General features: G+C 71.2%; 16 protein-coding genes. 15 read left to right on the top strand and 1 reads right to left on the bottom strand.

What is annotated here, in order from left to right; translation table 11 throughout:
- The first annotated feature begins 52 nt into the window (after positions 1-52).
- From M1203_RS32195 to M1203_RS32170, 6 genes are all read left to right on the top strand, one after another.
- Positions 53-658: an ABATE domain-containing protein gene (locus tag M1203_RS32195; RefSeq protein WP_249953363.1), complete on the top strand. Its 606-nt coding sequence runs from the start codon at positions 53-55 to the stop codon at positions 656-658.
- Between the two features lie 276 nt (positions 659-934).
- Entirely contained in the window at positions 935-1,522 is a 588-nt protein-coding gene (locus tag M1203_RS32190) for a sigma-70 family RNA polymerase sigma factor (RefSeq protein WP_249953362.1), read from the top strand.
- Complete coding sequence (locus M1203_RS32185; RefSeq protein WP_249953361.1) at positions 1,519-2,337, top strand: zf-HC2 domain-containing protein; 819 nt, start codon at positions 1,519-1,521, stop codon at positions 2,335-2,337. The genes M1203_RS32190 and M1203_RS32185 overlap by 4 nt, the downstream gene beginning before the upstream one ends.
- 62 nt (positions 2,338-2,399) lie before the next feature.
- Positions 2,400-4,835, top strand: coding sequence for a UvrD-helicase domain-containing protein (locus M1203_RS32180; protein ID WP_249953360.1), 2,436 nt, complete (start codon positions 2,400-2,402; stop codon positions 4,833-4,835).
- 414 nt (positions 4,836-5,249) lie between these two features.
- Positions 5,250-6,686 (top strand): NAD-dependent malic enzyme, encoded by a 1,437-nt coding sequence (locus M1203_RS32175; RefSeq protein WP_249953359.1) that lies wholly within the window; start codon positions 5,250-5,252, stop codon positions 6,684-6,686.
- Between the two features lie 481 nt (positions 6,687-7,167).
- The gene (locus tag M1203_RS32170) at positions 7,168-7,449 is read left to right on the top strand and encodes an HU family DNA-binding protein (protein ID WP_004571953.1); all 282 of its coding nucleotides are present in this window, start codon (positions 7,168-7,170) and stop codon (positions 7,447-7,449) included.
- A gap of 172 nt (positions 7,450-7,621) precedes the next feature.
- Here the strand turns inward: M1203_RS32170 and murA are convergent, their stop codons facing one another.
- On the bottom strand, positions 7,622-8,962 hold the full coding sequence (gene murA, locus M1203_RS32165; protein WP_249953358.1) for a UDP-N-acetylglucosamine 1-carboxyvinyltransferase: 1,341 nt from the start codon (positions 8,960-8,962) through the stop codon (positions 7,622-7,624).
- 274 nt (positions 8,963-9,236) lie between these two features.
- Between murA and M1203_RS32160 the strand changes: the two genes are divergently transcribed.
- The 9 genes from M1203_RS32160 to M1203_RS32120 all read left to right on the top strand — a co-directional run bounded on the left by M1203_RS32160 (position 9,237) and on the right by M1203_RS32120 (position 20,576).
- Positions 9,237-9,797 carry a YqgE/AlgH family protein gene (locus M1203_RS32160; RefSeq protein WP_249953357.1) on the top strand — a complete coding sequence of 187 codons (561 nt, stop codon included), beginning with the start codon at positions 9,237-9,239 and terminating at the stop codon, positions 9,795-9,797.
- 203 nt (positions 9,798-10,000) lie between these two features.
- Positions 10,001-10,303 carry a DUF3039 domain-containing protein gene (locus M1203_RS32155; RefSeq protein ID WP_249953356.1) on the top strand — a complete coding sequence of 101 codons (303 nt, stop codon included), beginning with the start codon at positions 10,001-10,003 and terminating at the stop codon, positions 10,301-10,303.
- A gap of 294 nt (positions 10,304-10,597) precedes the next feature.
- Positions 10,598-11,902 carry an extracellular solute-binding protein gene (locus M1203_RS32150; protein WP_249953355.1) on the top strand — a complete coding sequence of 435 codons (1,305 nt, stop codon included), beginning with the start codon at positions 10,598-10,600 and terminating at the stop codon, positions 11,900-11,902.
- Positions 11,903-11,907: 5 nt separating this feature from the next.
- Positions 11,908-12,897 carry a carbohydrate ABC transporter permease gene (locus M1203_RS32145; protein WP_374404507.1) on the top strand — a complete coding sequence of 330 codons (990 nt, stop codon included), beginning with the start codon at positions 11,908-11,910 and terminating at the stop codon, positions 12,895-12,897.
- A gap of 2 nt (positions 12,898-12,899) precedes the next feature.
- On the top strand, positions 12,900-13,733 hold the full coding sequence (locus M1203_RS32140; protein WP_206300598.1) for a carbohydrate ABC transporter permease: 834 nt from the start codon (positions 12,900-12,902) through the stop codon (positions 13,731-13,733).
- Positions 13,734-13,744: 11 nt separating this feature from the next.
- Entirely contained in the window at positions 13,745-15,388 is a 1,644-nt protein-coding gene (locus tag M1203_RS32135; RefSeq protein ID WP_249953354.1) for a beta-N-acetylhexosaminidase, read from the top strand.
- Positions 15,389-15,682: 294 nt separating this feature from the next.
- A complete protein-coding gene (locus M1203_RS32130) occupies positions 15,683-16,579 on the top strand; it encodes a xanthine dehydrogenase family protein subunit M (RefSeq protein ID WP_249953353.1) in 897 nt (298 codons plus the stop codon).
- The gene (locus tag M1203_RS32125) at positions 16,576-18,264 is read left to right on the top strand and encodes a (2Fe-2S)-binding protein (RefSeq protein WP_249953352.1); all 1,689 of its coding nucleotides are present in this window, start codon (positions 16,576-16,578) and stop codon (positions 18,262-18,264) included. The genes M1203_RS32130 and M1203_RS32125 overlap by 4 nt, the downstream gene beginning before the upstream one ends.
- Positions 18,261-20,576 (top strand): molybdopterin cofactor-binding domain-containing protein, encoded by a 2,316-nt coding sequence (locus tag M1203_RS32120; protein WP_249953351.1) that lies wholly within the window; start codon positions 18,261-18,263, stop codon positions 20,574-20,576. The genes M1203_RS32125 and M1203_RS32120 overlap by 4 nt, the downstream gene beginning before the upstream one ends.
- Positions 20,577-20,642: the final 66 nt, after the last annotated feature.

The raw sequence follows: 20,642 nt of genomic DNA, 5'->3' as shown, positions 1-20,642 counted from the left end.
GGCACTCTGAGGAGGACGGCACCCACGGTGAACCCGAGGCGGTGACAGGCACATGACGGCGGGCACGGCGGCGGGCATGGGCTCGTACGAGTGGCGGTTCGACTCCGGGCGCATCTGCCTGGATCTGGTGGCCACCGGAGAACGGACCTCCAGAGGCCGGGAGCGGCTCGACGGCGCCGCACCGCTCGGCCGGTGGCTGATCGGCGCGGGGCTGGTGCCCGAAGGGACGCCGCTCGCGGGGGTCGACGCCCGCTGGGTACGGTCGTTCACCGAACTGCGCGACCGAGTGGGGCAGTTGGTGCACGCCGAGATCGACGGGCGGGACGCCGCCGGCGCGCTGGAGCGGGTCAACACGCTGGCCGCGGGGGCGCCGCCGGGGATCCGGGCGGTACGGGACGAGGACGGCGATCTCGTACGGGCGCTGAGCGCCGAGCCCGAGTGCGACGAACTGCTGGCCGCCGTGGCGAGGGACGCGGTCGAACTGCTCACCGACCCCGCCGCACGGGCCCGGCTGCGCGAGTGCGAGGGCGACAGCTGCCGGCGCGTCTATCTGGACACCTCGCGCGGGCGGCGCCGCCGGTGGTGCTCCAGCGAGGTGTGCGGCAATCGCGAGCGGGTCGCCAGACACCGGCGCAGGGCGGCTCTCGCGCGGCCCTGATGAGAGCCGGCCGGCTCTTTCCGTAAGGTTGTTGCGCGATTTTCGGACAACTACCGCACAGTATCCGCGCGAGTTCGAGACATGCCCTCCATATCTCCTCCATCAATCCCGCACGGGTCCCGGACCCGTGCGAACCCGCCCATGCCGCCGCCCTTCACCCGCCCTCCCGCTGCAAAAGATCTTGAAAGTTTTTGCGTCGGCCGTTGAGTGCCCTCCCTCGGGCTTCCGTAGTGATGAGGGAGAAGCAGCCATGAAGGTCTCGACCGGGAGGTTTGGGTGCGCAAAGATGCGGCCGTGGCCGATGACCGCCCTCACCGGGCCCGACACCGGAGCGCGGCACCGCGCGCCAACACCCCCGTCCCCGACGAGGAGATGATGCGCGCCCTCTACCAGGAGCACGCCGGACCGCTGCTCGCCTATGTCATGCGTCTGGTCGCGGGCGACCGCCAGCGGGCCGAGGACGTCGTACAGGAAACGCTCATCCGTGCCTGGAAGAATGCCGGTCAGCTCAATCGGGCGACCGGCTCTGTCCGACCCTGGCTGGTGACGGTCGCCCGGCGCATCGTCATCGACGGTCACCGCAGCCGGCAGGCCCGGCCGCAGGAAGTCGACCCGTCGCCGCTGGAGGTCATGCCCGCGGAGGACGAGATCGACAAGGCGTTGTGGCTGATGACGCTCTCGGACGCGCTTGAGGATTTGACCCCTGCCCACCGGGAAGTACTCGTGGAGACGTACTTCAAGGGACGCACGGTCAACGAGGCGGCCGAGACGCTCGGCATACCCAGCGGGACCGTGCGTTCCCGTGTGTTCTACGCACTACGTTCGATGAAGCTCGCGTTGGAGGAGAGGGGGGTCTCGGCATGACCACGCACGAGCAGTACGGACTGGGCGACGAAAGTACTGTGCATGAAGCCGTCGGAGCGTACGTCCTCGGAATTCTGGACGATGCCGAGGCCACGGCCTTCGAGGCGCATCTGGCCGGCTGCCGGATCTGCGCCGTCCACCTGGAGGAGTTCTCCGGGATGGAACCGATGCTGGCCATGCTGGCGGACGACCCCGACCCCTTCCTCGCGCCCACCCCGCTGACCCCGCCCCCCGTACCCCTCGCGCAGCTGCCGACCCCCGCCGTCTCCGTGCGGCCCAGCCCGCAGCTGCTCGGTCGGCTGGTCGACGAGGTCGCGGTCAAGCGCGCCAGGCGCAAGCGCCGGGGGCTGTATCTGGTCGCCGCCGCCGCGGTGCTGATCATCGGCGGGCCGGTGGGCGTCGGGATCGCCACCTCGGGCGGCGCCGAGGCGGGCACGCCGGTGGCGAAGGAGCGGACCCCGGCCGAGGAGTTCGCCGGTATGCCGGGCAAGATCGGCGCCACGGACACCACCACGAAGGTCAGCGCCTCCATCGCCATGGAGCCCAAGGCCTGGGGCACCCGCACCGCCCTGGAGCTGAAGAATGTGAAGGGCCCGCTCAAGTGCACTCTGGTCGCCGTCTCCAAGACCGGCGAGCAGGAGGTCGTCACGTCGTGGTCGGTGCCCGCCTGGGGGTACGGCATACCCGACAGCCCGGACGAGAACGGCAAGAAGCCGCTCTACGTCGAGGGCGGTACGGCCATGGAGAGCAATGACATCGATCACTTCGAGGTCCGTACGTTCGACGGCAAGCGTCTGGTGGAAGTCGACGCCTGACATACCCGCCCCCTTCGCGTACGGTTGACGGCTGCCCAATGCACGTCATGAAGGGGGCCTCGGTGGCCGCGCAGGATGCCGCTGTAGAAACCGCTGGACCCGCCGTCGATCCCGTACGCGCCACGGAGCACGACTCCGCGCGCGACCGCGAGATCGGCGTCGAGCAGCGCCATCTGGACCAGGTGTACCGCCGCCTTGAGGAGAAGATCCACGAGGCGGAGTTCCTGATGAACGACGCCGCCAAACGGGGGCAGGTCGGCACGCCGGGAGCCCTCGCCGAGCGGGACGCCCAGGTCTTCCGCGCCGGGGTCCACCTCAACCGGCTCAACAACGAATTCGAGGACTTCCTCTTCGGGCGGATCGACCTCCTCCGGGGCAAGGACGGCAAGAAGGGCCCGGACGGCGCCTACACCTCGGTCGAGCCCGCCGACGACGCCATCGGCCCCGACAGCACCGCCGGGATCGCCGAGACGCTGCACATCGGCCGTATCGGAGTCCTGGACTCCGACTACTCCCCGCTGGTCATCGACTGGCGGGCGCCCGCCGCCGCGCCCTTCTACCGCGCCACCCCGGTGGATCCCGGCCGGGTCGTACGGCGCCGGGTCATCCGCTCCAAGGGGCGCCGGGTCCTCGGGGTCGAGGACGATCTGATGCGGCCGGAGCTGACCGCCTCGCTGGACGGCGCCGCGCTGGCCGTGATCGGGGACGGCGCGCTGATGGCCGCGCTCGGCCAGGCCCGCGGGCACACCATGCGGGACATCGTCTCCTCCATCCAGGCCGAGCAGGATCTGGTGATCCGGGCCCCCGCCGCCTCGGTCACCGAGGTCTCGGGCGGCCCCGGTACGGGCAAGACCGCCGTGGCGCTGCACCGCGCCGCGTATCTGCTCTACCAGGACCGGCGGCGGTACGCGGGCGGCATCCTGGTCGTCTCGCCGACGCCGCTGCTCGTCGCGTACACGGAGGGCGTGCTCCCCTCGCTCGGCGAGGAGGGGCAGGTCGCGATCCGCGCGGTCGGGTCGCTGGTGGACGGCGCGGAGGCCACGGCGTACGACGAACCGGCGGTGGCGCGGGTCAAGGGCTCGGCCCGGATGCTGAAGGTGCTGCGCAAGGCGGCCAGGGGGGCGCTGGAAGGTTCCTTCCCGGCGGGTCCCGGATCCCGTGATCAGCGGGGCCAGCTGGCCTTCGGCGAGATCGGGGGCGGAGACGAGGACTCCGCCGGGCCCGTCGCCGTACGGACCGATCTGCTCCGGGTCGTCGCCTTCGGCCGCAGGCTGGAGCTGGAGGCCGGCGAGCTGAACCGTATCCGGCAGTCCGTGCTCAGCGGCACCGCGCCGGTCAATCTGCTCAGACCGCGCGCCCGCAGGCTCCTGCTCGACGCCCTCTGGGCGAAGTCCGGGTCGGCCCAGCGGCACACCGACCCGGAGCTGGCCGCGGAACTGCGCTCGTCCTTCGACGAGGACGTCACGTCCGAGGACAGCTTCCTCGCCTTCCTGGACGCCTGGTGGCCCGAGCTGACCCCGCGCGGAGTGCTCGCCGAGATGGCCGACGAGCGACGGCTCGGCCGCTGGGCGCGACGGATTCTCAACCCGGGCGAGACCCGCCGTCTCGCCCGCTCCCTGAAGCGGCTGGGCCCGGACGGCTCGGGCCCGCTCTCCGTCCATGACGTGGCGCTCCTGGACGAGCTGGAGACGCTGCTCGGGGCGCCGCCCCGCCCCAGGAAGCGGCGCGATCTCGATCCGCTTGACCAGCTGACCGGCCTTGAGGAGCTGATGCCGCAGCGCGAGGAGTCGCAGCGCGAGCGGGCCGAACGGCTGGCGGCGGAGCGTACGGAGTACGCGCATGTGATCGTCGACGAGGCGCAGGACCTGACGCCCATGCAGTGGCGGATGGTCGGCCGCCGGGGCAGGCACGCCACCTGGACGGTGGTCGGCGACGCGGCGCAGTCGTCCTGGTCGGACCCGGACGAGGCGGCGGAGGCCCGCGACGAGGCCCTCGGCACCCGTCCGCGCCGTCGCTTCACCCTGACCGTGAACTACCGCAACCCGGCCGAGATCGCCGAGCTGGCGTCGAAGGTCCTGGCGCTCGCCATGCCCGGCATGGAGTCGCCGAGAGCGGTGCGCTCCACCGGCGTACAGCCGCGCTTCCGCGTCGTGCGGAACGGTGATCCGGCCGCGACGGTACGCGCGGAGGCCCAGCGGCTGCTCGACCAGGTGGACGGCACGGTCGGTGTCGTCGTCGCCATGAACCGGCGTGAGCAGGCGGCGCGCTGGCTGGCCGGTCTCGGCGACCGCGTGGTGGCGCTGGGCAGCCTGGAGGCCAAGGGGCTGGAGTACGACGCGACGGTCGTGGTCTCCCCGGCGGAGATCGCGGACGAGTCGCCGGCCGGCCTGCGGGTGCTCTACGTCGCGCTGACCCGGGCGACCCGGCAGCTCACGGTGGTCTCGGCGGCCCGCGACGAACCGGACGCGGAGGGCGTACCGGATCTGCTGCGGGACTGATTCCCGGCTCGGTCGCGGGACCGGCCCCGAGCCGGTTCCGCGATTGACCGGCAGTCAACTCGCGCGGACGGAATCACTTACCGGGGTGGTTTGTTAGCCTGGGGGTGGCACCGACTCGATCCAAGCCCCCGGGCCCAACCTTCGTCGCTTCGAGCGACCACTTGCCGCGAGGCGAGCATGGCGGGTCGGTGCCACCCTTTGCGTCAGCTTTACGCCACTGCCACAGACACGTCGGCGGGCCTTCACCACACTTTGGTGAAGGCCTGTTTTCGTCGCGCATCATGGAAGACCGCGTTCCGTAGATAAAGGTCTTTACCTGTTACCGGTCGGTAGGTGCGACGATCTGAAGGTTCCGCCGCCGACGTGGGGCGGGCGGAACGGCAATGAGGCTAGGGAAAGAAGAGGGACTCGGTCATGGCAACGGCGCCCAGCGTCTCGTACTCGATGACGGTCAGGCTGGAGGTGCCCGCGAGCGGTACCGCGGTCTCGCAGCTGACCACGGCCGTGGAGTCCTCCGGCGGCTCGGTGACCGGCCTGGACGTCACCGCCTCCGGCCACCAGAAGCTGCGTATCGACGTCACCATCGCGGCCAGCTCCACGGGGCACGCGGAGGAGATCGTCGAGCGGCTGCGGAGCATCGAGGGCGTCACCCTCGGCAAGGTCTCCGACCGTACGTTCCTGATGCACCTCGGCGGCAAGATCGAGATGCAGTCGAAGCACCCCATCCGCAACCGTGACGATCTCTCGATGATCTACACCCCGGGTGTGGCCCGGGTCTGCATGGCGATCGCGGAGAACCCCGAGGACGCCCGGCGGCTGACCATCAAGCGCAACTCCGTGGCGGTCGTCACGGACGGCTCCGCGGTGCTCGGCCTGGGCAATATCGGCCCCAAGGCCGCGCTGCCCGTCATGGAGGGCAAGGCGGCCCTCTTCAAGCGCTTCGCCGGTATCGACGCCTGGCCGCTCTGCCTGGACACCCAGGACACCGACGCCATCGTCGAGATCGTCAAGGCGATCGCCCCCGGCTTCGCGGGCATCAACCTGGAGGACATCTCCGCGCCCCGCTGCTTCGAGATCGAGGCGCGGCTGCGCGAGGCCCTGGACATCCCGGTCTTCCACGACGACCAGCACGGCACCGCGATCGTGGTGCTCGCGGCCCTGACCAACGCGCTGCGTGTGGTGGGCAAGGGCATCGGGGACGTACGCGTCGTCATGTCCGGCGCGGGCGCGGCCGGTACGGCCATCCTCAAGCTGCTGATCGCGGCGGGCGTCAAGCACACGGTGGTCGCCGACATCCACGGTGTGGTGCACGCGGGCCGCGAGGACCTGGTGGAGGCGGCCCCCGAGTCGCCGCTGCGCTGGATCGCCGACAACACCAACCCCGAGAGCGTCACCGGCACGCTGAAGGAAGCCGTGGTCGACGCGGACGTCTTCATCGGTGTCTCGGCCCCGAATGTGCTGGACGGCGACGACGTCGCGGCCATGGCGGACGGCGCGATCGTCTTCGCCCTCGCCAACCCCGACCCCGAGGTCGACCCGGCGATCGCGCGCGAGACGGCGGCCGTGGTGGCCACCGGCCGCTCCGACTTCCCCAACCAGATCAACAACGTGCTGGTCTTCCCCGGTGTCTTCCGCGGCCTGCTGGACGCCCAGTCCCGCACGGTCAACACGGAGATGATGCTGGCGGCGGCGGCGGCGCTCGCCGATGTCGTCACCGAGGACGAGCTCAACCCGAACTACATCGTGCCCTCGGTCTTCAACGACAAGGTCGCGGGCGCGGTGGCCGGCGCGGTGCGCGACGCCGCCAGGGCGGCCGGCGGGGACGTGACGGCTCCCGTCACCCAGGTCTGATCCGCGGCCCGCGTGCGGGGGAGGGGCCCGGGGCAGCGCGAAAAACGCCCCCTGGCCCGGCCCGAAATGTGACCAGGCCCACGACGGGGCCCGGTAACGCTACCCAGGACTGCGGTACATCTCACGTCCGTCCGGTGCCCGGCGCGTCGCGATTCGCCGGGCCCCACGGGCCCCTCTAGGGTGGCGGACCATGAGCCCCGCCGCTCCAGGGAGGTTTTCAGGGCCTCCGGCGGGCTCAAGGGCCCCAAGGCTCCAAGGAGTCTCCACAGAGTCGACGGAACGTCACGACGACGAGGCAGTGGCGCTTTTCGTGTGACTCCGGAGGGTGCCGGATTGGCTTTCCCGCCGCTGGTGGGGGCAGGATGCGTATTCGGGCGCGAGGGTCTGTCAGCAGACCCGGGTCCGGGGACTGTCCGAGGGCCCTGGCAGCATCGGCTTCGATCTCACGCCTTACAGGCAAGAAGAACACGGGAGTAACAACATGAACCGCAGTGAGCTGGTGGCCGCCCTGGCCGACCGCGCCGAGGTGACCCGCAAGGACGCCGACGCTGTGCTGGCCGCTCTCGCCGAGACGGTCGGTGAGGTCGTCGCCAAGGGCGACGAGAAGGTCACCATCCCCGGCTTCCTGACCTTCGAGCGCACCCACCGTGCCGCTCGGACCGCTCGTAACCCGCAGACCGGCGACCCGATCCAGATCCCGGCCGGCTACAGCGTGAAGGTCTCCGCGGGCTCCAAGCTCAAGGAAGCCGCCAAGGGCAAGTAACACCCATAGGCGACACGCAGGGGCGGCCACCCGGACAGGGTGGCCGCCCCCGGTGTTTCCGGCCGTCAGAGGGCCGTCAGAAGCCCCCGCGGGGTGCCCGCCGGCCCCGGGTACGCCGTCGGCCCCGCTCCGAGGAGAGCGGGGCCGACGGCGTGACGGGTGTGACGGTGCGTCAGACGAGTGCGCCGCCCGGCAGCTCGACCTTCGCGCCCAGCTCGACGAGCTTGTCCATGAAGTTCTCGTAGCCGCGGTTGATCAGATCGATGCCGTGCACCCGCGACGTGCCCTGCGCCGCCAGCGCCGCGATCAGATACGAGAAACCGCCGCGCAGGTCGGGAATGACCAGATCCGCGCCCTGGAGCCGGGTCGGGCCCGACACGACCGCGGAGTGCAGGAAGTTGCGCTGCCCGAAGCGGCAGTCCGAGCCGCCCAGGCACTCCCGGTAGAGCTGGATGTGCGCGCCCATCTGATTGAGCGCGGAGGTGAAGCCCAGCCGCGACTCGTACACCGTCTCGTGGACGATGGAGAGCCCCGACGCCTGCGTCAGCGCCACCACCAGCGGCTGCTGCCAGTCGGTCTGGAAGCCCGGGTGCACGTCCGTCTCCAGCGCGATGGCGTTGAGCGAGCCGCCCGGGTGCCAGAAGCGGATGCCCTCGTCGTCGATCTCGAAGGCGCCGCCGACCTTGCGGTAGGTGTTGAGGAACGTCATCATCGAGCGCTGCTGCGCGCCGCGCACATAGATGTTGCCCTCGGTGGCCAGCGCCGCCGACGCCCAGGAGGCCGCCTCCAGACGGTCGGGCAGCGCCCGGTGCGCATAGCCGTCCAGCCGGTCGACGCCGGTGATCCGGATCGTCCGGTCGGTGTCCATGGAGATGATCGCGCCCATCTTCTGCAGGACGCAGATGAGGTCCTCGATCTCCGGTTCCACGGCCGCGTTGGACAGTTCGGTGACGCCCTCGGCGAGCACGGCCGTCAGCAGCACCTGCTCCGTCGAGCCGACCGAGGGATACGGCAGCCGGATCTTCGTGCCGCGCAGCCGCTGCGGCGCCTCCAGATACTGGCCGTCCGCGCGCTTCTCGATCGTCGCGCCGAACTGGCGCAGCACGTCGAAGTGGAAGTCGATCGGCCGGCCGCCGATGTCGCAGCCGCCGAGACCCGGAATGAACGCGTGGCCGAGCCGGTGCAGCAGCGGTCCGCAGAAGAGGATCGGAATGCGCGACGAGCCCGCGTGGGCATCGATGTCGGCGACATTCGCGCTCTCGACATGGGTCGGGTCGAGGATCAGCTCACCCGGTTCGTCACCCGGACGCACGGTCACACCGTGCAATTGCAGCAGTCCCCGTACGACCCGTACGTCGCGGATGTCGGGCACATTGCGCAGTCTGCTCGGACCGCTGCCGAGAAGCGCGGCGACCATGGCCTTCGGCACCAGGTTCTTCGCGCCGCGGACGCGGATCTCGCCCTCCAGCGGGGTTCCGCCGTGGACAAGCATTACATCGTCTGTGCCGGTCATGAATCTCGCGTTCCGGAGTGGGCGGGCAGGTGGTCAAGGAAAAGGGTAAGGGGCCCGGACCCCCGTCCCGTAAGGCCCGGGGAGCGGCAGACGTACAGGTTTCACGTAATTGAAGCGACTCGACACGTACCGTCCCGGACTCCTCGCGGAGGGTCACCATGTCGATTTCCGGGCAACCGCGTGCTCCCGTCGCCGCCGGGTGTTCTGAGCTGCGTTCACGCGCACTGTGCCGGGCGCGCCCCGCGAACCCCGAATATGCGGGATCATGTCTCGCATGACCGAGGTGTCCTCGCTCACAGGGCGGCTGCTTGTCGCGACTCCCGCCCTGGCCGACCCGAATTTCGACCGCGCGGTGGTGCTGCTCCTCGACCACGACGAGGAGGGCTCGCTCGGCGTGGTCCTCAACAGGCCCACGCCCGTGGGCGTCGCGGACATCCTGGAGTCCTGGGGGGAGCTGGCGGGCGACCCCGGTGTGGTCTTCCAGGGCGGGCCCGTCTCCCTGGACTCGGCCCTCGGCCTCGCCGTGATCCCGGGCGACGAGGGGCCGTTGGGGTGGCGCAGGGTGTACGGGGCGATCGGCCTCGTCGATCTGGAGACCCCGCCCGAACTGCTCGCGCGGGCGCTCGGCTCGCTGCGGATCTTCGCGGGATACGCGGGCTGGGGCCCCGGTCAGCTGGAGGAGGAGCTGGGCGAAGGGGCGTGGTACGTCGTGGAGTCGGAGCCGGGCGATGTGTCGTCGCCGAGACCGGAGAGCCTGTGGCGCGCGGTGCTGCGCAGACAGCGCGGCGAGCTGGCCATGGTCGCGACATATCCGGACGATCCCTCCCTCAACTGACCGGCCGGCCGGTCCTGCCCGTGCCGCGGTCGATCCCTCGGTGTCCCGTTCCGCCGTCGGCCCGGCCCTCGGCGCGCCGATCGCCCCGGTGGTCGTCGCCCGGCGTGTCGTCGGCGTGTCGGCGCGATGCGTGAGCGTATGGCTCCGGAGTGCACGGACCCGGAGCCTCCGGGATGCCCCGGGCGTGGGTACCCTTGGCTGCTATGAGCACTCTTGAGCCCGAGCGCGGGGCAGGTACGGGCACCCTCGTGGAGCCGACACCACAGGTGTCGCACGGCGACGGCGACCACGAGCGCTTCGCCCACTACGTCCAGAAGGACAAGATCATGGCGAGTGCCCTCGACGGCACTCCCGTGGTCGCACTGTGCGGAAAGGTCTGGGTGCCGGGGCGCGACCCCAAGAAGTACCCGGTCTGTCCGATGTGCAAGGAGATCTACGAGTCCATGGGTCCCGGCGGGGACAAGGGCAAGGACAAGGGCAAGGGCAAGGACAGCGGCAAGAAGTAGCGACCGCTGGTCCACTGTCGGCAGACGGCCTCCGGGGCGCGCGTGCACACGCGCACCCCGGAGGCCGTCTCGCGTTGTCGTGCGCGGGTGCCGTACGGGGGTTCCGTGCGGGTGTCGCGCGAGGGCCGCCCGGGGGGCTTCGTCGGGGCTTCGCCGGGGCTTCGCCGGGGCTTCGCGTCACAGATTGGTTGAGACCACTTGTCGGCGACTTCCAGCCGCGCTTAATCTCCTGCGAGTTGTGCAGCACGAAACGTACGTTGCGCATGCTGCAACGCCGACCCGTAGGGATCCCGGATGAAGCTTTCCTCTCGCATTGCCGTCCCGGTCGCGGCGCTCGCGCTCACCGGCCTCACCGCCACCGCCTGCGCCCCCCAGACCTCCGACACCAGCTCGACGAAGGACGAGAAGAGCGGCACGCTGCGCGTCTGGCTCTTCCAGGAGGTCAACAACAAGCCCAAGGAGGAGGTCGTCGACGCCGCCGTCGCCGCCTTCGGCAAGGAGCACGAGGGGACGAAGGTCGAGATCGAGTACATCCCGGTCGAGACCCGCGCCCAGCGCATCAAGGCCGCCTTCAACGACCCGAAGAGCGCCCCGGACCTGATCGAGTACGGCAACACCGACACGGCCGGCTACGTCAAGGACGGTGGACTCGCCGACGTCACGAAGGAGTTCGACGCCTGGGACGAGGCCAAGGACACCGACCCGACGGCCCGGCAGTCCGTCACGGTCGACGGCAAGATCTACGGAGCGCCCCTCTTCGTCGGCGTCCGCGCGCTCTACTACCGCACCGATGTCTTCGAGGAGTTGGGGATCGACGCCCCCAAGTCCCAGGCGGAGCTGATCTCCACGGCCAAGAAGGTCCACAAGGCGAAGCCGGAGCTGTACGGGCTCGCGGTCGGCGGCGCGTACACCTACGGCGCGATGCCGTTCCTGTGGGCGAACGGCGGCGAACTGGCCGAGGAGAGCGGCGGTACGTACAAGTCCGCCGTCAACAGCCCGGCCGCCCGCAAGGGCATCGAGGCGTACACCTCCCTCTTCGGCGACGACAACTGTCCGGCCGCCAAGTGCGCCTCGATGGGCGGCAACGCGACGGTGACCGCCTTCGCGTCCGGGAAGGCCGCGATGGCGATCGGCGGCGACTTCAGCCACCAGGCCGTCGAGGCGGGCACCGTGAAGGGCAAGTACGCGGTCGTGCCGCTGCCCGGGGTCGAGGCGGGCTCGATCGCGCCGGCCTTCGCGGGCGGCAACAACATCGGCGTACTGAAGAGCAGCCCGCGCCGCACGCTCGCCGTCGACCTGATGAAGTCGTTCACCGGCAAGGAGACCCAGGCCAAGCTGTTCGACGCGATGGGCTTCCTGCCGACGTACAAGGACGTACTGGCCGACTCGGCGAAGAAGCAGCCGTTCATCGAGCCCTTCGTCAAGACCCTCGGCGCGGGCGCCAAGTTCGTCCCCGCGTCGCCGGGCTGGGCGCAGATCGACTCCTCGCTCATCCTGCCGACGATGTTCCAGGAGATCGTCAGCGGCCGTAAGGACGTCGCCGCCGCGTCGGACGACGCGGCGAAGAAGATGGACGCGGCGTTCTCGTCCGCGGGCTGAGCGCCATGACGACCGACGCCGGCCGGATCGACTCCGGCCGTAAGGCCACCGGGGTCCCGGGGCCCGTACCCGAGGCCCGGCAGGCGCCCAGGAAGGCCCGGCGGAACCCCCGCCGGGCCGGCCGGGCCGGCTGGACCCCCTGGCTCTATCTCGCGCCCGCGCTCGTCGTCCTCGGCGGGCTGCTGGTCTACCCGATCTACCAACTCGGCCTGATCTCCTTCCTGGAGTACACCCAGGCGCAGGTCAGCGGCGGGGAACCGACCACCTTCAAGGGCTTCGGCAACTACACCGCGCTGTTCGGCGACAGCCAGTTCTGGCAGGTGCTGCTGGCGACCGTGCTGTTCGCCGCGGCGTGTGTCGTCGCCACCCTGGCGGTCGGCTGCGCGCTCGCCGTCCTGCTGACGCGCGTACGGGCCGCACCCCGGCTCGCGCTGATGCTCGCCGCGCTCGGCGCCTGGGCCACCCCGGCGATCACCGGCTCCACGGTCTGGGTGTTCCTCTTCGACCCGGACTACGGACCCGTCAACCGGCTGCTGGGGCTCGGCGACTTCTCCTGGACGTACGGCCGCTACAGCGCCTTCGCGCTCGTCCTGTTCGAAGTGGTGTGGTGCTCGTTCCCGTTCGTGATGGTGACCGTCTACGCGGGCATCAAGGCCATCCCCGGCGAGGTGCTTGAGGCCGCCTCGCTGGACGGTGCCTCGCAGTGGCGGATCTGGCGGTCGATCACCGCGCCCATGCTGCGGCCGATCCTGGTGGTCGTCACCATCCAGTCGATCATCTGGGACTTCAAGGTCTTCACCCAGATCTATGTGATGACGAACGGCGGCGGAATCGCGGGCCAGAATCTCGTGCTCAATGTCTACGCCTATCAGAAGGCCTTCGCGTCCTCGCAGTACAGCCTGGGCTCGGCGATCGGCGTGGTCATGCTGCTGATTCTGCTGGCGGTCACGCTCGTCTATCTGCGACTGATCCGACGCCGGGGAGAAGAACTGTGAACCTGCTCGGTATTCGCCGCCCCTGGCGGCTGCTGGCCGAGGCATCGGCCCTCGTCATCGCCGTGATCGTGGCCTTTCCGCTGTACTGGATGGTCCTGTCCGCGTTCAAACCGGCCGGTGAGATCCAGTCCACGGAAGCCCGTCCCTGGACACTCTCGCCGTCGCTCGACTCGTTCCGCCGGGTCTTCGAACAGCAGGAATTCGGGCGGTACTTCCTCAACAGCCTGGCGGTCGCCGGAACGGTCGTGATCGCCTCCGCGCTGATCGCGTTTCTGGCCGCGACGGCCGTCACCCGGTTCCGTTTCCGATTCCGTACGACCCTCCTGATCATGTTCCTCGTCGCGCAGATGGTGCCGATCGAGGCGCTGGCCATCCCGCTGTTCTTCCTGATGCGGGACGCGGGGCTGCTCAATACGCTCGGCTCGCTCGTCCTGCCGCATCTCGCCTTCTCGCTTCCGTTCGCCGTCTGGATGCTGCGCGGATTCGTCAAGGCCGTACCCGAGGCGCTGGAGGAGGCCGCCTACATCGACGGCGCGAGCCGTACCCGGTTCCTGTGGCAGATCCTTTTCCCGCTGGTCTTCCCCGGGCTTGTCGCGACGAGTGTCTTCTCCTTCATCTCGACCTGGAACGACTTCCTCTTCGCCAAGTCCTTCATCATCAGCGACACCTCCCAGTCGACCCTTCCGATGGCGCTGCTGGTCTTCTTCAAACCGGACGAGAACGACTGGGGCGGGATCATGGCCGCGTCTACGGTGATGACCGTTCCCGTGCTGGTTTTCTTTGTGCTCGTACAACGGCGCCTGGTCTCCGGACTCGGCGGCGCCGTCAAGGATTAGAGGTGGACTTCATGGATCTGATCCCGGACCCCAGGCGTGCCTGGCCGACGCATCCGGGAGCGGGTGTCTTCCCGCTCGACGACGCGACGGTGATCGTGGCGGAGCCCGGTACGGAGGGCGTGGCGCGATGGTTCCGCACCACCGTCGGAGCCGCGACGGGGCTGCCCTTCCCGGACGACTCCGGTGTCGTCGGCGCCGACGACAACCGGATCGTGCTGGGGATCAGTCCGGACATCGCGCGCGAACTGGGCCCCGAGGGGTACCGGATCAGCGTCGACGCGGAGGCGATCCGTATCGAGGGCGGGGCCGCGGCCGGGGTCTTCTGGGGCGCGGGGACCCTCCGGCAGCTGCTCGGGCCCGACGCGTACCGCAGGGCCCCGCTCGACCCCGCGCGCGAGTGGTCCGTACCGATGACCCTCATCGAGGACGCGCCCCGCTTCGGCTGGCGCGGGCTGATGCTCGACGTGGCACGCCACTTCATGCCCAAGGACGGCGTCCTGCGCTATCTGGACCTGCTCGCCGCCCACAAGCTGAATGTCTTCCACTTCCATCTCACCGACGACCAGGGCTGGCGCGTCGAGATCAAGAAGCATCCGAGACTGACGGAAGTCGGCTCCTGGCGACCGCGCACCAAATGGGGCCACCGCGCCTCCGAGCTCTGGGAGGAGAAGCCGCACGGCGGTTACTACACCCAGGACGACATCCGCGAGATCGTCGCGTACGCCGCCGAGCTGCATATCACCGTCGTCCCCGAGATCGAAATCCCGGGACATTCGCAGGCCGCCATCGCCGCGTATCCGGAACTCGGCAACACCGATGTCATCGACACGACCTCCCTCACCGTCTGGGACACCTGGGGCATTAACGCAAACGTACTCGCCCCCACTGACAACACCCTGCGGTTCTACGAGGACGTCTTCGAGGAAGTGCTCGCACTCTTCCCCTCGACCTTCATCCACGTCGGCGGGGACGAGTGCCTCAAGGACCAGTGGAAGGCGTCACCGGCGGCCCAGGCCACGATCGCGCGGCTCGGTCTGACCGACGAGGACGGCCTCCAGTCCTGGTTCATCCGGCACTTCGACCGCTGGCTCGCCGAGCGCGGCCGGCGGCTGATCGGCTGGGACGAGATCCTGGAAGGCGGGCTCGCGCCGGGCGCCGCCGTGTCGTCCTGGCGCGGATACGCGGGCGGGATCGCCGCCGCGAAGGCGGGCCACGACGTCGTCATGTGCCCCGAGCAGCAGGTGTATCTGGACCACCGTCAGGCGGCGGGCGACGACGAGCCGATGCCCATCGGGTACGTACGCACCCTGGAGGACGTCTACCGCTTCGAGCCGCTGCCTCCCCAGCTCACCGAGGAGGAGGCGGCCCATGTCCTCGGCACCCAGGCCAATGTCTGGACCGAGGTGATGCAGGACAGCTCCCGCGTCGACTACCAGGTCTTCCCTCGGCTCGCCGCCTTCGCCGAAGTCGCCTGGTCGGATCTTCCCGCCCCCGCCGAACGTGATTTCGCCGACTTCGAGCAGCGCATGGCCGAGCACTACCGGCGCCTTGACGCGCTCGGGGTCGAATACCGCCCGCCCGGCGGGCCGTTGCCCTGGCAGCGCCGCCCCGGCGTGCTCGGCCGCCCGATCGAGGGGGCGCCCCCAAACGTGTGAGCCCACCGGGAGATGGCCGCCCCGAGCCGGTGTCCCTGCGACCGTGGTAGTCCGTAAGGATAAGCAGTCCGTCAGGACAAGTCGCACAACGACCGCTGAAGAGTGGCATTCCGTATGTGACGGCGAAGAGGTGCGAAACCGGACCTTCCCCCTGGTGGGGGACGGATACGTCCTTCGCGGACCCTCGCGTCGGGCGGACCGGAAGATGTGCCAGAGTTGCCACGTCCGGTCTGTGAGCACGTACGGTACGGCAACACGGGCGGGACACCGGGACACCGGAAAGGGGCAGCTGGGTTGACCACGCACGCACCGCAGACGGCGCAGTTCGTGACGCTGCCGGCCACGCTGGACGAGGCCGTGGCGGCGCTCACCGCGATGCCCGCAGCCGTGCCCGTCGCGGGTGGAACCGATCTCATGGCGGCCGTCAACAAGGGCCAGCTGCGGCCCGCGGGACTCGTCGGCCTCGGCCGGATCAGCGAGCTGCGCGGCTGGCACTACCAGGACGGTCACGCCCTGCTCGGCGCCGGTCTCACCCACGCGCGCATGGGCAGACCGGACTTCGCGGCCCTCATCCCCGCGCTCGCCGCGTCCGCGCGCGCGGCGGGCCCGCCCCAGATCCGTAACGCCGGGACGCTCGGCGGCAATATCGCCACCGCGGCCCCGACCGGCGACGCGCTGCCCGTACTCGCCGCGCTGGAGGCCGATCTGGTGGTCGGAGGGCCCGGCGGCGCGCGCCGTGAGATCCCCGTCTCGCATCTGCTGGCCGGCCGCGAGATGCTCGCGCCCGCCGAACTCATCGGCTTCGTGCGGGTGCCCCTGCTGCACGCCCCGCAGGTCTTCCTCAAGGCGACGGGACGGACCGGACCCGGCAGGGCCACGGCGTCCGTGGCCGTCGTGCTCGACCCGGCGCGGCGCGGGGTGCGGTGCGCGGTCGGCGCGATCGCCCCGATGCCGCTGCGCCCGCTGGAGGCGGAGCGCTGGATCGCCTCACTGATCGACTGGGACGGCGCGCGGGGGCTCGCGCAGGAGGCGCTCGCCGCCTTCGGCGAGTACGTCGCCGCGGCCTGTATCCCGGACCCGCCGGCGCCGGACGACGGGGGCGAAGCGCCACCGCCGTCACCCGCCGTACTGCATCTGCGGCGTACCGTCGCCGCGCTGGCCCGACGGGCACTGGGGAGGGCGCTGTCGTGACCACCAACGAGAACTCCGCTGCCGGCTCCGGGGACCAGGGCGGCTGGCAGCCGGTCCCGCAGGGAGGGGAGTACGACGGCGAGTCGACCGCCTTCGTGCACCTGCCCCCGGAGGACACCTTCGACGCGCCGCTGGCCGCGCCGGGGCACGGATACGTACCGCCGCAGATCGTGCCGCCGACACCGGTGGACCCGTCGGCGGCCGATGCCCAGGGCGAGGTGCACTGGCCGGCCGCCGGGCAGGTCGGCGGGGCACAGGACCACGCGCCCTACGCCCAGGGCGGTTATGTCCAGGGCGGGTACGCGCAGGGCGGTTACGGCCACGGCGGCTACGGGCCCGGCGGTGGCTACGACCCGCAGGCGACGGGCCACTGGACCTTCGACACCACGGGCGCGGACGCGGGTAACGGCGCCGACGCCGGGGCGGTCGCGGGCGCGGGCGCGGGACAGGCCGCGCCGGGGGACGCCACCGGCGGATCGGAGCTGACCGGTCAGTGGACGATCCCGATCGCCCAGGGTGATCTTCCGGATGAATCGGGCGAGTTCAGCAAGTCGGTGCTGGCGGCCCAGTGGAACGGCGGCAGCCCGCCGGCGACGCTGCCGGGCGGCGCCGCCGCGCCATGGGCGACGGAACCGGCATCTCCCGCAGGAGACGCCGGGGGATTCACCGCCCCTGAGGGCGTCGAGGCACCGGGGGTCCCGGAGGCTTCGGCGGCCACGGAAGCGGCTCCGGTGGCTCCGGCGGCACCGATGGCTCCGGTGGCCGTCGAGCCCGAGCCGTCCGCCGCCCTGCCGGACGCCGTACCGGACCTCGCGCACGAGCCCGGCCCGGGGACCGTGCCCGAGGCGGTCCACGAAGCCGCTTCCGTGGCCGCTCCCGAGATCCCGGCGGAGCCCGAGCACGCCGCTGAACACGCCGTTGAGCCCGTGGCGGAGGCCGCGCCGGAGCCGGCGGCGGAATCCGAGCCCGCGCCGGAGGCCGGGCCCGAGCCCGAGCCGGCGGTGCTCACCAGCAGCAACGACAGCGCCGAACACCCCTCCGGCTCCTACGTCCTGCGCGTCAACGGCGCCGACCGTCCCGTCACGGACGCCTGGATCGGCGAGTCGCTCCTGTACGTGCTGCGCGAGCGCCTCGGCCTCGCGGGCGCCAAGGACGGCTGCTCCCAGGGCGAATGCGGCGCCTGCAACGTCCAGGTCGACGGCCGGCTCGTCGCCTCCTGCCTCGTCCCCGCCGCCACCGCCGCCGGATCCGAGGTCCGTACCGTCGAGGGGCTGGCCGCCGACGGCGAACCCTCCGACGTCCAGCGGGCGCTGGCGAAGTGCGGAGCGGTGCAGTGCGGGTTCTGCGTCCCCGGTATGGCCATGACCGTCCACGACCTCCTGGAGGGCAACCACGCCCCCACCGAGCTGGAGACCCGCCAGGCGCTCTGCGGCAACCTCTGCCGCTGCTCGGGCTACCGCGGTGTGCTCGACGCCGTGAGCGAGGTCGTCGCCGGGCGCAGGGCGAGCGCGGAGGCCGCCGCCGCGGCCACCGAGGAAGCCCGCATCCCGCATCAGGCACCCCCCGGGGCCGGCGGCGTCCAGCCCCCGCACGCGAACCCGCACAGCAACCCGCACGCCCCGCACACCCCGCACACTCCGCACAGCAACTCGCACCCGCACTCGCCCGACGGAGGCATGGCGTGAGCAACGACGCGGCCACCGGGACCCCGACGCTCGACGGCCCCCAGCAGGAGCCTCCCGCGCACGGCCTCGGCGCATCCCTCCTTCCGGCCGACGCGCGCGCGAAGACCGAGGGCACGTTCCCGTACGCCGCCGACCTGTGGGCCGAGGGCCTGCTGTGGGCGGCGATCCTGCGCTCGCCGCACCCGCACGCCCGTATCGTCTCGATCGACACCGCCGCGGCCGCCGAGATGCCGGGCGTGCGCGCCGTCGTCACGCACGAGGACGTCCCGGGCGACTCGGCGTACGGCAGACGGATCGCCGACCGCCCCGTCTTCGCCTCGGAGGTCGTACGCCACCACGGCGAGGCGATCGCCGCCGTTGCCGCCGACCACCCCGACACGGCCCGGCTCGCCGCCGCCGCCATCGCCGTCGAGTACGAGGTGCTCGACCCGGTGACCGACCCCGAGAAGGCGTTCGCCGCCGAGCCGCTGCACCCCGACGGCAATCTGATCCGCCATATCCCGCTGCGCTACGGCGACCCGGACATCACCGGCGAGGTCGTGGTGGAGGGGCTGTACCGCATCGGCCGCCAGGACCCGGCGCCCATCGGCGCCGAGGCGGGTCTCGCCGTACCGCGGCCCGACGGCGGCGTCGAGATCTACACCGCCTCCACCGATCCGCACACCGACCGCGATCTGGCCGCCGCGTGCTTCGGCCTGGACCCGGACCGGGTGAAGGTCGTCGTCACCGGCGTGCCCGGCGCCACCGGCGACCGCGAGGACCCGGGCTTCCAGATCCCCCTCGGCCTGCTCGCGCTGCGCACCGGCTGCCCGGTCAAACTCGCCGCGACCCGCGAGGAGTCGTTCCTCGGCCACGCCCACCGCCACCCGACGCTGCTGCGCTACCGCCACCACGCGGACGCCGAGGGCCGGCTCGTCAAGGTCGAGGCCCAGATCCTGCTGGACGCGGGCGCGTACGCGGACGCCTCGTCCGAGTCCCTGGCGGCGGCGGTCGCCTTCGCCTGCGGCCCGTACGTCGTCCCGCACGCCTTCATCGAGGGCTGGGCCGTACGCACCAACAACCCGCCCTCCGGACATGTACGGGGCGAGGGCGCGATGCAGGTGTGCGCGGCGTACGAGGGCCAGATGGACAAGCTGGCCGCCAAGCTGGGCGTGGAACCGGCCGAGCTGCGCCTGCGCAACGTGCTGGCCACCGGCGACATCCTGCCCACCAGCCAGACGGTGACCTGCCCGGCGCCCGTGGCCGAACTGCTCCGTTCCGTACGCGACTTCCCGCTGCCCCCGCTCCCCAAGGACACCCCCGAGGCGGCCTGGCTGCTGCCCGGCGGCCCCGAGGGCGCGGGCGAGCCGGGGGCCGTGCGCCGGGGTGTCGGCTACGCGCTCGGCATGGTCCATATGCTCGGCGCGGAGGGCGCGGACGAGGTCTCCACGGCCACCGTCAAGGTCCACGACGGCGTCGCCACGGTCATCTGCGCGGCCGTCGAGACCGGCCAGGGCTTCGCCACCCTCGCCCGGCAGATCGTGCAGGAGACGCTGGGCATCGAGGAGGTCCATGTCGCCCCGGTCGACACGGACCAGCCCCCGGCGGGACCGGCCGCCCACGGCCGGCACACCTGGGTCTCGGGCGGCGCGGTCGAGCGGGCGGCGAAGATGGTCCGCACGCAGCTGCTCCAGCCGCTGGCCCACAAGTTCGGGATGTCCACCGAACTGCTCCAGATCACGGACGGCAAGATCACCTCGTACGACGGTGTGCTGTCCACGACGGTCACCGAGGCGATGGACGGCAAGGAACTCTGGGCGACGGCGCAGTGCCGCCCCCACCCCACCGAACCCCTCGACGCCTCGGGACAGGGCGACGCCTTCGTGGGCCTGGCCTTCTGCGCGATCCGCGCGGTCGTGGACGTCGACATCGAGCTGGGCTCGGTCCGGGTCGTCGAGATGGCCGTGGCCCAGGACGTCGGGCGCGTCCTCAACCCGGCGCAGCTGGCCACCCGTATCGAGGCGGGCGTCACCCAGGGCATCGGCACGGCCCTGACGGAGAACCTCCGCACGACCCGAGGTCTGGTCCGCCGCCCCGACCTCACGGGGTACGCGCTCCCGACATCCCTGGACGCCCCGGACATCCGTATCGTCAAGCTGGTCGAGGAGCGCGACGTGGTGGCCCCCTTCGGCGCCAAGCCCGCGAGCGCGGCCCCGGTGGTCACCTCCCCGGCGGCGGTCGCCTCAGCCGTCCGCGCGGCCACGGGCCGCCCCATCAGCCGCCTCCCGATCCGCCCCCAGGCAGCGGTGGCGGCGCCGCCCCCGGGCACCTGAGGACCGGCGCGGGCTCGGCGGTCGGCCGGCGGGCGCCGGACCAACTCCCAGGATGGTCAACGCCGC

The sequence above is a fragment of the Streptomyces sp. 35G-GA-8 genome (genome assembly GCF_023534745.1).
GTDB lineage: Bacteria > Actinomycetota > Actinomycetes > Streptomycetales > Streptomycetaceae > Streptomyces.
Note: the sequence above shows the minus strand (reverse complement) of the source record. Positions and strands in the feature narration are given on the sequence as shown.